Genomic DNA, 12,949 nt, shown 5'->3' with positions numbered 1-12,949 from the left:
CGGCCCCGGCTTCCCCGCCCCGGTCGCCTCCCCGGCTTCCGGGGGCAGGCGCGGCGGGTCCTGCCCCCGCCCCGGGGACCCCGCCGGGTCCCCGCCGTCTTCCCCCGCCCCTCGCGGCGCCTCGTCCGGCAGCCGTCCCATGACCCCCGCCGACCAGACCAGCGCCCAGCGCAGGGCGTGCAGCGCCGCGAGGCCGTCGTCGTCCCGGGCCAGCGCCGCCGCGAGCCCCGCCTTCGCTTCCTCCGCCCGATCCGGCACGGTTCTCCCTCCCTCGCCGTCGTGCGCGACTCACACCCCGTCCGGTGCGCCCAAGGGGACGAGCGCCGCCTCGCCCCCGCCCACCGGGCGGAGGACCAGCACCCCGAACCCGCGTCGGGCCGGATGGAGCCCGACGTGGTAACTCCCGGCGGGCGGCGCGGCGCAGGGCGGGGCGAGCGCGCGGCGGGCCCCGTGCCCGTACTCCTGGACCTCGACGAGGAGCCGGAACCCCTCGGTCGGCGGGATCTCGACGACCACCGGGGAACCGTCGTCCAGCACTGTCAGGGGCGGCGGCCCACCGGCCTCCGTGAGCGGGATCCGGCGGGCCACCAGCCGGCCCCGCCGGATCTCATGGACCGGCAGGCCGAGGGTGTGCGGCGCCGGTCCGGGCGCCCGGACGGCCCCTTCGGCGATCAGCAGCGCCCCGGCCGCCGCCGCGCCGGGCGCCGGGACGTCGACGTACGGCGCGGCCGGGACCCATGGGGCCGGCAGGGACCGGATCACGGAGTGCCGGGCGAGCGGGTGCGCGGCCAGCGGGCCGGTGACGACGACCCGGTCCGGAGCGCCGGGGCGGCCGGGACACCGTGCCAGCAGGGCGGCACCGGCGGCCCGTACGGCGTCCGCTACGGGGCCGAAGGCGTCGATCGCCTCCCCGGCCGTCACGGCCCGCCGGGCGGGAGGACCGCAGGCCGGGTGCAGCGGGGCGTCCCGGTAGCGCGGGTGGACCAGGGCCCGCGCCAGCAGGAGTTCGGCCCTGCGCGCGCGGTCGGCGCCCGCACTCCCGTGGGCGAGCGCGTGGGCGGCCGGACCGCCTTCGCGCGGCACCCCGGACGTGCCGGCCGTCGCCGAGTCGACGTGCTCGACGACGGCGCCCGGAGCCCCGGGCGCACCGGAGACGCGGCAGAGCGTGACGCCGGCCCCCTCCGGCCCGATGTCGCAGACCAGCCGGTCGGCCACGCCGTCCACGGGAGTCGCCGCGGCCGCGCCGGCCAGGACGGCGACGGACGCGGGCACGAATCCGGGCGCGGATCCGGACAAGGGCACACCCGCGGCGGACAGTTCGGTGAAGAGCGCCTCCCGCCGCGCACCGCCGCTCTCCGCGCACCATTCCTCCGGAACGGAGACCACGGCGCCGGTCGCCCGGATTCCCGCCGCCCCTTCCGCCCGCGCCCTCGCCACGTACGCGCGGACGACGGCCGCCAGCGCATAGGGGGCGCATTCCAAAAAACGCGCGCCGTCCATACCGCGTATCGCGACCGTTCCCGTCCCGACGTCCATTCCCAGGAACACGGGCCCAGGTTAACCCGGACCCTTGACTTCCGTAAGTTTCCCGGGAGATGACGGCACACCCGGCGGAATTCCGGGCGGGCGGCCCTAGAATCGATCCCGTTCCGTTCGACGGGGGAAACGAGGGAACGGCGATGAGCGATCTCGTGCGCTTCGAGGCACCGGACGGCTCCTCCATGATCGTCGAGATCGAGGAGAACACACCCGGCCTGGAGAACGTCGCCCGTGACGACGACGGACTGCTGACCGCGGGCAGGCGCCTGGACCAGATCCTCTCCGGCAGCAGGCCCGCGATCGAGGCGCTGCTCGGACTGCTGCGCCAACTGGCCCCCGACGAGTACGACATCGAATTCGGCATCAAGCTCAACGCCGAGGCGGGCGTCGTGGTGGCCAAGTCCGCGACGGAGGGCCACTTCGGCGTCAGGCTCGGCTGGCGGCGCGCCTCCGGCACCGGGTGACCGGCCGTGGTGCGGTGGGAACGGCTGCCCTGGGTCGTGGGCGTCCGGCGCACCCGCGACGGTGCCCCGAACGGTGTGGGCGTGCTGGTCACCGACCGGCACGTGCTCACCTGCGCCCATGTCCTCGTGCCCCAGGGCCGGCCGGAACCCCCTGACCGGCCGGTCCACGTCCGCTTCCAGCACGCCGCCGCGGAGGACCCCGTCCCCGCCGTCGTGGCCGAGGGCGGCTGGCACCCCCAGGACAGCCGGAACTGGACGGGAGACGTGGCCGTCCTCGAACTGCGCGGCCCCCTGCCGCCCGAGGCCCGCCCCGCGCCCCTGGTGTCCACCGAGGGCGGCATCTGGGACCACGCGTTCCACGCCTACGGATATCCCGAAGGCACCCATAAATGGGGCGGGGTGTCGACGGACGGACGGTGCGTCGGCCCCGCCGAGACGGAATGGATACAGCTCCAGGCCGGCTCCGCGCTGGGCCAGGAAATCGCGCCCGGATTCTCCGGTTCACCGGTATGGGACATGACGCTCGAAGGCGTCATCGGCATCGTCGTCACACGGGACAGGCCCGGTGAGAAACGGGACCCGAGGACCGGTTACGCGATCCCGGTCGAAACGCTCGCCCGCTACTGGCCGCCCCTCGCCGGACTGATCCGCCGGCCGCCTGCCGTCGAACGCCGGGAGCGGGCGGCGGAGAAGGACCGGCAGGACCTCCTGGAAAGCCTGCTGGAACTGCCGCTGCGCGCCGACGGACAGCTCCCGAAGGTCGGTGAGATCCGTTTCTACGACATCGGCGTCACCCCCTCCAAGGACCTCGACCGCGACCCCGACCCGCCGTACGCACCCCGGCGCCGCGAGGACGCCGAGCTGGACCACGCGCTGGACTCGGCCCCCTTCGTCCTGGTCACCGGTGACTCCAAGGTGGGCAAGTCCCGCACCCTGATCGAGCGGCTGCGTCGCCGCCGCCCCGAACCACGGCTCGTGGTGCCCCACCGCGCCCCGGGCGCCCCCGGCGCACTGGCCCGGCTGCGGCTGCCGACCGGCGGGGACCGGGCCGTGCTCTGGCTGGACGACCTCGACGACTACCTCCGGCCCGGCGGGGTCGACCTCAAGGTCCTGGACGCCTTCGCCCGGCTCGACCCGCCCGTGACGGTGGTCGCCACCCTCACCTCCGAGCGGCTCACCCGCGTCCTCTCGGCGACGGACGAGGTCAGCCGTACGGCCCGTACCGTCCTCGGCCGGGCCACCCGGATCCAGCTGCCCCGGCTCTTCCACGACGAGGACCTGCCGGAGGCCGCCCGCCTCTACGAGGGCGAGGACTTCACCGACCGCGGCATCGGCGAGCGCATGGTCGCCGCCCCCCTCCTGGAGGAGACCTACAACGGCGGCCGGGAGGGCTGCCCCGAGGGCTGGGCGGTCGTGCGCGCCGCCGTCGACTGGCAGCGCATGGGCTGCGGCGCGCCCCTCACCGGGACCACGCTCCGCGAACTCGCCGCCGGCTACCGCGCCGGCGTCCCGCCGTACCGGGTCCTGACGGACGAGGCGTTCCGGACGGGCCTCGACTGGGCGATGCGACCGGTCGCCGGGAGCATCACCCTCCTGGGCCAGTTCCCGGGCGCCACGGAGCCCTCCTACCGGGCGTTCGCCTATCTGCCCGGCTATCTGGACCACCGGCCCGTCCCCGAGCCCACCGCCGTCCCCGGGCACGCCTGGCGGCACGCCGTGGCCACCGTCCCGGCGGACGGCCTGCTCGGCGTCGCCTTCGCCGCGTTCACCCGCGAACAGGGCGACTTCGCGGTCCTCGCCCTGGAGCGCGCCCACGGCACCGGCGACGGCGACGTCGTGGCGTGGGCGGCGCTCCTGCTGGGCGAGGTCGCGCTGAACGCGCAGGACGTCGAACGGGCCCAGACGCTGCTGGAGGAGGCCGCCGGATCCGGCCGCGCCGACGTCGTCCCGCTCGCCCAGGTCGACCTCGCCGCCGTACTGAACCTCCTCGGCCGGTGCGAGGAGGCGTGCGGCCGGCTGGAGCTGGCCCTCGCCTCCCACCACCCCCAGGCGGTACCGCTGGCCCAGGCCGGGCTCGGCGGCCTGCTCATCGCGCAGGGCGAACCGGAGCGCGCCCGCGGGCTGCTGGAGAGCGCCCTGGCCTCCGGGGACCCGCAGAGCGTGCCCCTGGCCGAGGCCAGCCTCGGCGGACTGCTGCTCCGGCGGGGCGAGCTGTCCGCACCGCGCGCGACCGCCAAGGGCAAGCCGGGAACGGCCCCCGAGGACGCGCCCCCGCCGCTGTTCCGCCCGTCCGACCCGGCACCGCCCCGGACGGGCGCCGCCGCCCCACGGCCCCGCGGCGAACCGCCCGGACCGATCACCCTGCCCCGGGCGGTCCGCGACTCGGCGCTCGCGCAGGCCGTGCCGCTGGCGCAGGTCAACCTCAGCGCGCTGCTCCTCGACCGGGGCGAGCTGGACCGCGCCCGTACGCTGCTGGAGTCGGCACTGGCCTCCGGGAACCCCATGGTCCTGCCCCTGGCCCAGGACGGGCTCGGCCGGCTCCTCGCCCAGCAGGGGGAGTTCGAGCAGGCGCGCCCCCTGGTCGAGGCCGCGGCCGCCTCCCCGATCGCCTTCGCCGCGCAGAACGCCCAGATCACCGCCGGCTGGATGCTGTGGGTCCAGGGCGACAAGGAGCGGGGCCGGGCGGCCCTGGAACGGGTCGCCGACCACAGCGACCTGGCGCAGTCCCTGCGCGCCCGGCACCAGCTGGCCCTGCTCCTCGCGACGGACGGCGACCGCGAGGGCGCCGCCGCCGAGCTCCGGCGGGTGGCCGGCTCCGGACACGAGAGCTGGGCGCCCCTCGCCCGAGTGGACCTGGGGGCCGTCCGAATGGCGGACGGCGACCACGAGGGCGCGGTGGCCCTGCTCACCGAGGTCGCCCGGTCCGGTCACCCCGAACAGTCCGCGCGCGCCGCCGACCTGCTCGGCGACGCCCTCACGGCGCTGGGGGAGTGGACCGGGGCGGAGGGCGCGTACCGCCGGGCGATCGGCTCGGAGCACCCCGTGTGGGCCCCGGTCGCCCGGCTGGACCTGGCCATGATGTTCGTGGCGTGCGGTGACGAGCGGGCGCGCGGGGCCCTCCGGGAGATCGCGTGCTCGGCCGAGGCCGACCACGCCCCGCACGCGGCGGACCTGCTCGGCGACCTCCTGGCCCGCCAGGGCGACCACGCCGGTGCGGAGGACGCGTACGGCAAGGCCGTCGACTCCGGGCACCCGCACTGGTCACGGGTGGCCCGGATCGACCTCGCGCTGATGCTGATGGACGGCGAGGACCCCGAGCGGATCGCCGAGGCCGAGGCCCTGCTCGTCACGGAGGTGGCGGCGGAGTCCTTCCTCTCGCCCCTCGCCCGCTGCTTCCTCGGCCAGCTCCGCGTGCACCAGGGACGTCCGGCGGCGGGCCGCGAACTGCTGGAGTCGGCCGCCGCCTCGGACTCGCCGGAGGCCGTCGACATCGCCCGGCTCCAGCTGGGGAAGATGGCGGCCGACGCCCCCGGCGCGGACGGGGCGGAGGCCCTCTTCGAGGCGGTCCTCGCCTCCGGCAGCGCGGTCGCCGGGGACCTGGCCCCCTTGGCCAAGGCACATCTGGGGGCGGTACGGCTGAGCCGGGGGGACACGGGAGCGGCGCTGGAGCTGTTCGACGAGCCGCTGACCCCCGAGGAGGCCGACGACCTGCCGGCCGTCCTCCTGGGCTGCGGCATGGAACTCCTGGACGCCGGCGAGATCTGGGCCGCCGAGCAGTACCTCGGCGGCGCCCTCGCCATGGACGACGCGGAGGTCACGCCCCGGGCGCGGGCCGGCCTCGGCGTGGCGAGGCTCGCCCGCCGCGAGTTCGCGCGGGCCGCGGCGCTGCTGGAGCGAGCCCTGCGGGAGGCCCTGGCGGCCGGGGACCCGTCGGCGGAGCACCTGGTGCGGCGCTACCTCGGCAGCGCGCTCGCCAGGCTGGAGAGGTACGAGGAGGCGAAGGCGATCCTGGTGCCGCTCGCACGTTCCACGGACCGGGAGGACCGGCCGCGGGCACTGCTGCTCCTGGGCCGCCTCGCGGAGCTCGACGGCGCGGCGGCCGAGGCGCGCTCGTGGTTCGGGCAGGCCGCGGAGACGGACGACGCGGCGGTGGCGGCCGAGGCACGCGAGGCCCTGGGCGAGGTTCCGGTGACGCCGGCGCCGGAGGCCCGTACCCCATCGGTCGTCGAGCCGTCGCTGTCTCCCGAGGTCCGTACCCCACCGGTCGTCGGGCCGTCGCCGCCTCCGGTGCCGTCCCAGGGGCCCGGTCTGCCCGCCGCCCTGCTCGTACTGCTGGCCCAAGTGGCCTACGGCGAGGGGCAGCCGGGCGAGGCACGCCACTGGCTGGAGCGGGCCGGGCGGGCGGCGCGCGCGGCGGGCCACGCGCCGGACCCGGCCGTGGGGGCGCTCCTGGAGGAGCTGACGGAGGCGTCGGATCGCCCCTTCACGCCCTCGCCCGGTCGCATCACGGGCCGGGAGCACGGGGAGGAAGCTTCCTGACACGGCCATGGTCACGTCAGGAAGGGGACGGGATGTTCGGTGGCGGGAAGAGGGACGACGAGGCGTTGCGGGACGGCATCGCCCTGCTGCACAAGGAATTGAGGCTCAAGACCCACGAGGCGCTCCAGCATCACCGTGACACCCTGGGCGCGGAACTAAAGCGGTTACAGGACCTGGTCGGCCAGGTGCGTGCCGAGGTGTCGGCCGCGCACCGCGACCTCGTGGAGCTGGCGGTGAAGACGGAGGCGGCCCACGACCTGATGCGCCGCCTGGAGGAGGCGCGGGAGGCGAGGGAAGCGCACCACGTACCGCCGCCGCCCGAGCCACAGCCGCTTGCCGGGCGGGCTGAGCGTACGGGGGCGCCGCCGGGGGCGGCGTGGGAGGCCGAGGAGGCCCAAGAGGGTGGGGCAGGCGGGCCGGGTGGGGAAGCCGGTGGGACCGGCCACGTCGGCCTGCTGCGCGCCGCCGCCGGAGTCAGTGCCGCGACCCTCGTCTGCCACCGCGACACCTGGGCCTTCCTCGTCGAACAGGCGGGACAGGAACCCCACTTCAGGGTTCCCGGCAGGGTGCGGGCGGGAGAAGGGGCGGACGAGGGCATGGTGGAGGTGTCCGTCTCGGGCCCGAGCCTGATCGCCGCCGTCACGGTGCTGGCGCGCATCAGGGACGACTCCGGCGACCCCGGCAGCCGGGCGCTCGCCTGGCAGTTGTACGAGCGCATCGCCGCGGAGCTGGGCAACGCGGGGCCGTGCCCGGGCCCGGGTGCCGTCGCGGAGCCCGGTCCCCGGCCGGACGCCGGGCCGGCGGCGGGGGCGGCCGCACCGGGGACCGGACCGAACGACCCCTGGCCGGAGGTCATCCGCATCGTCATCGACGACCGTCCCCACTGACCCCACGGGCCCCGGCGGCTACGGCGGTTTCTTCGGCCCACCCCCTCCACCCGAATGGTCCCTCCTCCCTCCGCTCAACACGGAGGACCCACGTTTGAGTGGATTGCTGCTTTTCATACCCGGCCCCGGCGGGCCGTACGGCATCGTGCAACCGCTCGTGCCGCCGCTCGCCGCAACCACCGGGAGGGACAACTTGGCCGCCGATGCCGCCGACGCCAGCGGGACGCCCGCGGAGGAATTACGGTTCCGTTCCCCCACCCTGGCGGTGCTCGAGAAGACCCCGCTGACCGCCCGGTCGATGGGCCGGCGCCTGCCCCAACTCGTCCGCAAGGCACTGGCCCTGGCCTGGCGCGTGGACCGGCGCGCCGTGGTCGCGCTGCTGAGCTGTCAGGTCCTCTCCGGGGTCTTCGAGGCGTTCGGGCTGCTGGCCACCACCCGTACCATCACGGCGCTGATCACCTCGGGCCACATCCGGGACCGGCTCGTGGAGGCGCTGCCCTCCCTCGTGGTGCTCGCCGCCGCGGCCGGGACCCGCGCCCTGCTCGGCATCGCCGTGCAGAACATCTCCAGCCGGCTGGCCCCGCGCATCTCGCGCGAGGCGGAGATGCAGATGCTCGACGCGGCGATCAACGCCGAGCTCGCCGCCTACGACCACCCGGGCTTCAACGACAAGCGCGAGGCCGCCGACCGGGGCGCGGACGTGGCCCAGGACCTGCTCACCGAGTCGCAGGACCTCATCGCCTGCATCGCCTCCCTGGTCGCCGCGGCCGGTGTGGTGACGCTCCTGCACCCGGCGCTGCTGCCGCTGCTGGTGCTGGCCACCCTCCCGCAGGGCATCGCGAGCGTGAAGGGCGCCCGCGTCCACTACCTCACCTCACGGGCGCTGAGCGGCGACCGCCGGGTGCTCAGCCACCTGCGCTGGTACGCGACCGACAAGCAGTTCGCCGACCAGCTGCGCTCCGGCACGATGGCCGCGTTCCTGCTCGGCCGCTACCGCGCGATCGGCGACCGCATCGACAGCGCGACCGACAAGGCCGTGCACCAGGGCGCGCGGTACGCCCTGCTGGGCTCGCTCGCCGGCGGGGTGGCCTCCGGGCTCGTATGGGTGGCGCTGGCGCTGCTGCTCGGCTCCGGGCACATGTCGGTCGCGTCGGCCGGCACGGCGGTGTTCGCGCTGCGGACGGTCGGTTCGTCACTGCGCGGCATGGTCGGCTACGGCACCCGGCTGTTCCGCACCGGGCTGTACCTCGACGACTGGGCGGAGTTCATCGAGGAGGCCGGCGGCCACCGGATGCGGCGTGGCGCCGAGGTGCCCGCGAGCCCGCTGGCCGTCCGGGCCGAGGGGCTCACCTACTGCTATCCCGGCGCGGACCGCCCGGCCCTGGAGAAGGTCGGCCTGGAGGTGCGGCGCGGCGAAGTGCTGGCCCTGGTGGGGGAGAACGGCTCGGGCAAGACCACGCTCAGCAAGCTCCTCGCGGGCCTCTACCTGCCCACCGAGGGCACCGTCACCTGGGACGACGCGGACATCCAGGGCTTCGAGCCGCAGGGGCTGTGGCGGCGCACCGCCGTGGTGCCGCAGGACTACGCGCGCTGGCCCATGTCCGCCCGCGAGAACATCACCCTCGGCCAGCAGCAGGACGGCGGTGACGACGCCGTCCTGCTGGCCGCCGGGCACGCGGGCGCGGACGAGGTCGTCCACGGCCTCCGCAGCGGGCTGGACACCCTGCTGGCCCGCGAGTGGTTCGGCGGCGTGGACCTCTCCGGAGGGCAGTGGCAGCGGGTCGCCATCGCCCGGGCCTTCTACCGGCGGGCCGGTCTCCTCGTGATGGACGAGCCCACCAGCGCCCTCGACGCCCGCGCCGAGCACCGCATCTTCACCGGGCTGCGCGAGGTCGCCCGGGACCGGGCGGTCGTCCTGGTCACCCACCGGCTGGCGAACGTCGCGGTCGCGGACCGCATCGTCGTCCTCGACCACGGCCGGGTCATCCAGCAGGGCACCTTCGGCGAACTGGTCGCCGCCGAAGGGCTCTTCAGAGAGCTGTGGGAGCTCCAGAACGACCGGGGCGTACCGGCCCGGCCCGTGGCCGGGACGCCCCACCGCGGCGGGCCCTGAGCCCGTCCTCGACGGGCGGGGTGGCGTACGCCCGCCCGTCAGCCGTCGTCACTTGCCCACGGCCCTCAGACCTCCAGTTCCGCCTCGACCCGCTTGAGCTGGTGGCGCGCCATCGCCAGGTTGGCCCGCTTGCCGTCCAGGACGAGGTAGAGGAAGAGCCCCTTGCCGCCGCGGCCGGCCAGCAGCCGGATCAGGTGGTACTGCGACCCGAGGGTGATGAGGATGTCCTCGATGCTGTCCTGGATGTTGAGCATCTCCATCGCCCGCAGCTTGGCCCGCACCACATCGGTGTTGGCGGCCGCCGCGACGTTCAGGTCGAGCGTCTGGGATCCGCCGAGGGTGCCGAGCGCCATGCCGCTGCCGTAGTCGACGAGGGCCGCTCCGAGGGCACCCTCGATCGAGGTCATCGCGTCCTGGAGGGCGGATTCGGTGTTCGCCATGGGAATCCCGCTTTCGTAGAGAGGTGAGTCGTAGAGAGGTGAGTCGTGAAGAGGTGATTTGTGCAAGGGGTGGTTCGTGCAAGAGGTGAGGAGAAAAGGAAGAGGAGGAAGGAAGCCGGGAAGGGCCGCGGCCCGGGCGCCGTACGTCGTGTCAGGTCTCGCGCCGGCGTTCCAGGGCGCTCTCCACGAGTTCCGCGACCCGCGCCCCGGACCTGCGGGCCTCCAGGTTCAGCCGCCCGACGTTGGCGTCCGCCGACGCCAGGAGCGTCAGGACGCAGGAGGCGCCCGCCGCGTACGTGGCCACGTATCCGCTCTCGCCGCGTACGAGCAGTTCGCGGAAGTCCCCGTGGCCCACGGCGTCGGTCAGCCGGGAGCCGACGCCCAGGGCGGCCGCCGTCAGGGCCGCCACCCCGTCGGGCTCCATGTCGGTGACATGGTGGGCGATCACCAGACCGTCGGTGCTCGCCACCAGCGCCCCGGTCAGATGCGGGACGCGTACGCGTAACCCCTGGAGCTCGGTGAGCACTTCGGGCACGGCCGTCATCGGCTGTCTCCTTCCGGTGAACTGTCTCAAGGCGCGTCTCATCATGGGATCGGGGGGACCTGACGGGAGTTCCGCCGGCGGCAGGGCACGGTCACAGCGCCTCCAAGGCGTCGCGGATCCTGAAGAGCAGGGAGAGCTCCGGGGCACCCGCACCGCCACCAGTGCCGTGCCGCTCCGCCACGGGCTCCGTGCCGGTCTCCGCGGGGCCCGCCGGATCCGGGTCGCGGGGCGAGGGGCAGGGGGCGGCCGGGGTGCGGATCAGCCCCTGCGCCGCCAGGCGCCGTACGTCCAGGAGCGTGGCGAAGGCGGACCGCCCGAGCAGCCGGGCGATCTGAACCGGGGTGCGCCTGCCGTCCGCGGCCTCCAGTACGGCCCGGCGGCCGCGGCCCGGGGCGGCGCCCGGCCCCGGCCACCCGGTCGCGTCCGGTACGGGCACGACGGGCGCCGCGTCGACGGCCGGGCAGGGCCAGGCCCGTTCCAGCAGCTCGCGGCGGCGGCGGACCTCCCGCTGGACGGCGGCCACCGGGACCGGACGCACCGGGCCGAGCCAGTGCCGTGCCTCGCGCAGGAACCGTTCCGGCGGCCTCCGGTCCGCCTCCAGCGGGCAGAGGACGAAGTAGGCCGCGTCGAACAGGGCGCTGAGGTGGCACAGTTCGAGCTCGCCGCGGCTCAGCCGGCCGTGCTCGACGAGGAAGCCCCCGGCCCGGTACCCGGGACCGCCCCGGGAGACGGCCTCCTCCCAGCTCTCCGGTGACAGCCGGCCGCCGGCCGTGAGCCGCCGGCCCACGTCGGGGGCGGCCGGGCTCTCCGCGTGTACCACCGCGCCGTCGGCCAGATAGAGCGCGCCGACGGGGCCGTGCAGCGCGCCGGTGGCCCGCTCGTCCGCCAGCCGGCCGAGGGCGGTGGCCCCGGCCGGGAGCGCGGGGGACCGGGACGGGAGCGTCGTGCCGCCGCGCGCCGTCATGACAGGACCAGCTCGGTGGTGAGCCCCTGGAGCCGGAAGCGGGCCATGGCGAGATTGGCCTCGGCGCGGTCGAGCCAGAGATAGAGGAAGACGCTGCTGTCGAAGGAGGTCTCCACGAAGCGGATCAGGTGGTAGCTGCCGCGCGCGGTGACGACGATGTCCTCCACCGGCCCGGTGTCCTCCGTCGCGCGGGTGAACGCGCTGTTCTCGAAGGCGAGCCGGGCCAGTTCGGCGGCCTCCGCCGCCGCGGTCTCATGGTCGCGGTCCGGCCCGTCGCCCGCCGCGCCCAGGGTCAGACCACTGGTCCAGTCCACCAGGCTCGCTCCCCGGACCCCGGGGATCGCCATGGCCTCGGATAAGCACGCGTCTATACCGGACACTCGGACCTCTCCAGCCCCACGACGACGCGTGCCGCCATGGCTGCTCATGACTGTTGCGGACATCTGCTGCGGACACGAGCCACCCGTGGCGGCTACCAACGGCGTGTCGGCTGCGACGGAAGGTAATCGAAAACGGAACCCGCCGAGGCGGTTTTTGGCAAATTCATTCGGCATAGGAAGGCGTGTGGGACCATGCGCCGCCCGGCTCCCTGCCCGCCCGGGCGGCCGGTAGCCCGTCGGAGGGAAATCGGCCGGGGAAGGCCCTGGATCCGGGTCCTCCGGTGCGCCGGTCCGCGCGTACCCCGTGCCGTCCGCCCCAGACTGGGCGCCACGGAAGAAGGGTTGGTGCCCCATGGAGACGACGGTCACGGAGATCGCGCCGGACGTCTACCGGCTGTCCACGTACGTCAGCGACGCGGACTTCCTGTTCAACCAGTTCCTCATCGACGCCGAGGAGCCGCTGCTCTTCCACTGCGGGCTGCGCGCCCTGTTCCCGCTGGTGTCCGACGCGGTCGCCCGGGTGACCCCGGTCGCGGGCCTCCGGTGGATCACCTTCGGGCACGTCGAGGCCGACGAGTGCGGCGCGATGAACTCCTGGCTGGCCGCCGCGCCGCGCGCCCGGGTCGCGCACGGTGCGATGGGCTGCCTGGTGTCCGTCGACGACATGGCCGACCGGCCGCCGCGGCCGCTCGACGACGGCGAGGTGCTCGACCTCGGCGGGAAGCGGGTGCGCTACCTCGCGACGCCGCACGTACCGCACGGCTGGGACGCCGGGCTGCTGTTCGAGGAGACCACGGGCACCCTGCTGTGCGGTGACCTCTTCACCCGGATCGGCGACGCCCCCGCGCTCACCGAGACGGAGATCGTCGGCCCGGCCCTCGCCGCCGAGGACGTCTTCGGCGCCTCCTGCCTCACGGCCGGCACGGCCCCCACCATGCGCCGGCTCGCCGGCCTCGCGCCGGCCGCCCTCGGCCTGATGCACGGCCCGGCCTACACCGGCGACTGCCCGGGGGCACTGCGGGACCTGGCCGACGCCTACGAGGTACGGTTCACCGCATCGCAGCGGAAGTGAGGCCGGC

General features: G+C 75.2%; 10 protein-coding genes. 5 read left to right on the top strand and 5 right to left on the bottom strand.

Annotated features, from left to right (window positions below; genetic code table 11):
• Nucleotides 1–288: 288 nt before the first annotated feature.
• Entirely contained in the window at nucleotides 289–1,548 is a 1,260-nt protein-coding gene (locus AF335_RS20450; protein ID WP_102919874.1) for a hypothetical protein, read from the bottom strand.
• 131 nt (nucleotides 1,549–1,679) lie between these two features.
• Between AF335_RS20450 and AF335_RS20445 the strand changes: the two genes are divergently transcribed.
• From AF335_RS20445 to AF335_RS20430, 4 genes are all read left to right on the top strand, one after another.
• Nucleotides 1,680–2,003 (top strand): CU044_2847 family protein, encoded by a 324-nt coding sequence (locus AF335_RS20445; protein WP_102919873.1) that lies wholly within the window; start codon nucleotides 1,680–1,682, stop codon nucleotides 2,001–2,003.
• Between the two features lie 6 nt (nucleotides 2,004–2,009).
• Nucleotides 2,010–6,542: a serine protease gene (locus AF335_RS20440; RefSeq protein ID WP_102919872.1), complete on the top strand. Its 4,533-nt coding sequence runs from the start codon at nucleotides 2,010–2,012 to the stop codon at nucleotides 6,540–6,542.
• Nucleotides 6,543–6,574: 32 nt separating this feature from the next.
• Nucleotides 6,575–7,429, top strand: coding sequence for a coiled-coil domain-containing protein (locus AF335_RS34155; protein WP_146045582.1), 855 nt, complete (start codon nucleotides 6,575–6,577; stop codon nucleotides 7,427–7,429).
• 193 nt (nucleotides 7,430–7,622) lie between these two features.
• On the top strand, nucleotides 7,623–9,542 hold the full coding sequence (locus AF335_RS20430) for an ABC transporter ATP-binding protein (RefSeq protein WP_228773530.1): 1,920 nt from the start codon (nucleotides 7,623–7,625) through the stop codon (nucleotides 9,540–9,542).
• 65 nt (nucleotides 9,543–9,607) lie between these two features.
• On the opposite strand, the gene AF335_RS20425 is transcribed toward AF335_RS20430, so the two are convergent.
• The 4 genes from AF335_RS20425 to AF335_RS20410 all read right to left on the bottom strand — a co-directional run bounded on the left by AF335_RS20425 (nucleotide 9,608) and on the right by AF335_RS20410 (nucleotide 11,870).
• Nucleotides 9,608–9,982, bottom strand: a complete 375-nt coding sequence (locus tag AF335_RS20425) for a hypothetical protein (protein WP_102919870.1) — start codon at nucleotides 9,980–9,982, stop codon at nucleotides 9,608–9,610.
• A gap of 151 nt (nucleotides 9,983–10,133) precedes the next feature.
• Nucleotides 10,134–10,526, bottom strand: a complete 393-nt coding sequence (locus tag AF335_RS20420; protein WP_228773529.1) for a roadblock/LC7 domain-containing protein — start codon at nucleotides 10,524–10,526, stop codon at nucleotides 10,134–10,136.
• 91 nt (nucleotides 10,527–10,617) lie between these two features.
• Nucleotides 10,618–11,490, bottom strand: coding sequence for a transcriptional regulator (locus AF335_RS20415; protein ID WP_228773528.1), 873 nt, complete (start codon nucleotides 11,488–11,490; stop codon nucleotides 10,618–10,620).
• Entirely contained in the window at nucleotides 11,487–11,870 is a 384-nt protein-coding gene (locus AF335_RS20410) for a hypothetical protein (protein ID WP_102919869.1), read from the bottom strand. The genes AF335_RS20415 and AF335_RS20410 overlap by 4 nt, the downstream gene beginning before the upstream one ends.
• A gap of 352 nt (nucleotides 11,871–12,222) precedes the next feature.
• On the opposite strand from AF335_RS20410, the gene AF335_RS20405 reads away from it, so the two are divergent.
• Nucleotides 12,223–12,942, top strand: a complete 720-nt coding sequence (locus AF335_RS20405; RefSeq protein ID WP_102919868.1) for an oxygen-binding di-iron domain-containing protein — start codon at nucleotides 12,223–12,225, stop codon at nucleotides 12,940–12,942.
• The last annotated feature ends 7 nt before the right edge of the window (nucleotides 12,943–12,949 follow it).

The organism is Streptomyces eurocidicus (genome assembly GCF_002891295.1).
Lineage (GTDB): Bacteria > Actinomycetota > Actinomycetes > Streptomycetales > Streptomycetaceae > Streptomyces > Streptomyces eurocidicus.
The sequence above is the reverse complement of the archived record's forward strand: the minus strand, read 5'-3'. Positions and strand labels throughout refer to the sequence as shown.

Bases quoted from the DNA above. Each gene is read 5' to 3' on its own strand.
- AF335_RS20405 (WP_102919868.1), top strand. From the start codon at position 12,223: ATGGAGACGACGGTCACGGAGATCGCGCCGGACGTCTACCGGCTGTCC.
- AF335_RS34155 (WP_146045582.1), top strand. From the start codon at position 6,575: ATGTTCGGTGGCGGGAAGAGGGACGACGAGGCGTTGCGGGACGGCATC.
- AF335_RS20445 (WP_102919873.1), top strand. From the start codon at position 1,680: ATGAGCGATCTCGTGCGCTTCGAGGCACCGGACGGCTCCTCCATGATC.
- AF335_RS20420 (WP_228773529.1), bottom strand. From the start codon at position 10,526: ATGACGGCCGTGCCCGAAGTGCTCACCGAGCTCCAGGGGTTACGCGTA.
- AF335_RS20415 (WP_228773528.1), bottom strand. From the start codon at position 11,490: ATGACGGCGCGCGGCGGCACGACGCTCCCGTCCCGGTCCCCCGCGCTC.
- AF335_RS20425 (WP_102919870.1), bottom strand. From the start codon at position 9,982: ATGGCGAACACCGAATCCGCCCTCCAGGACGCGATGACCTCGATCGAG.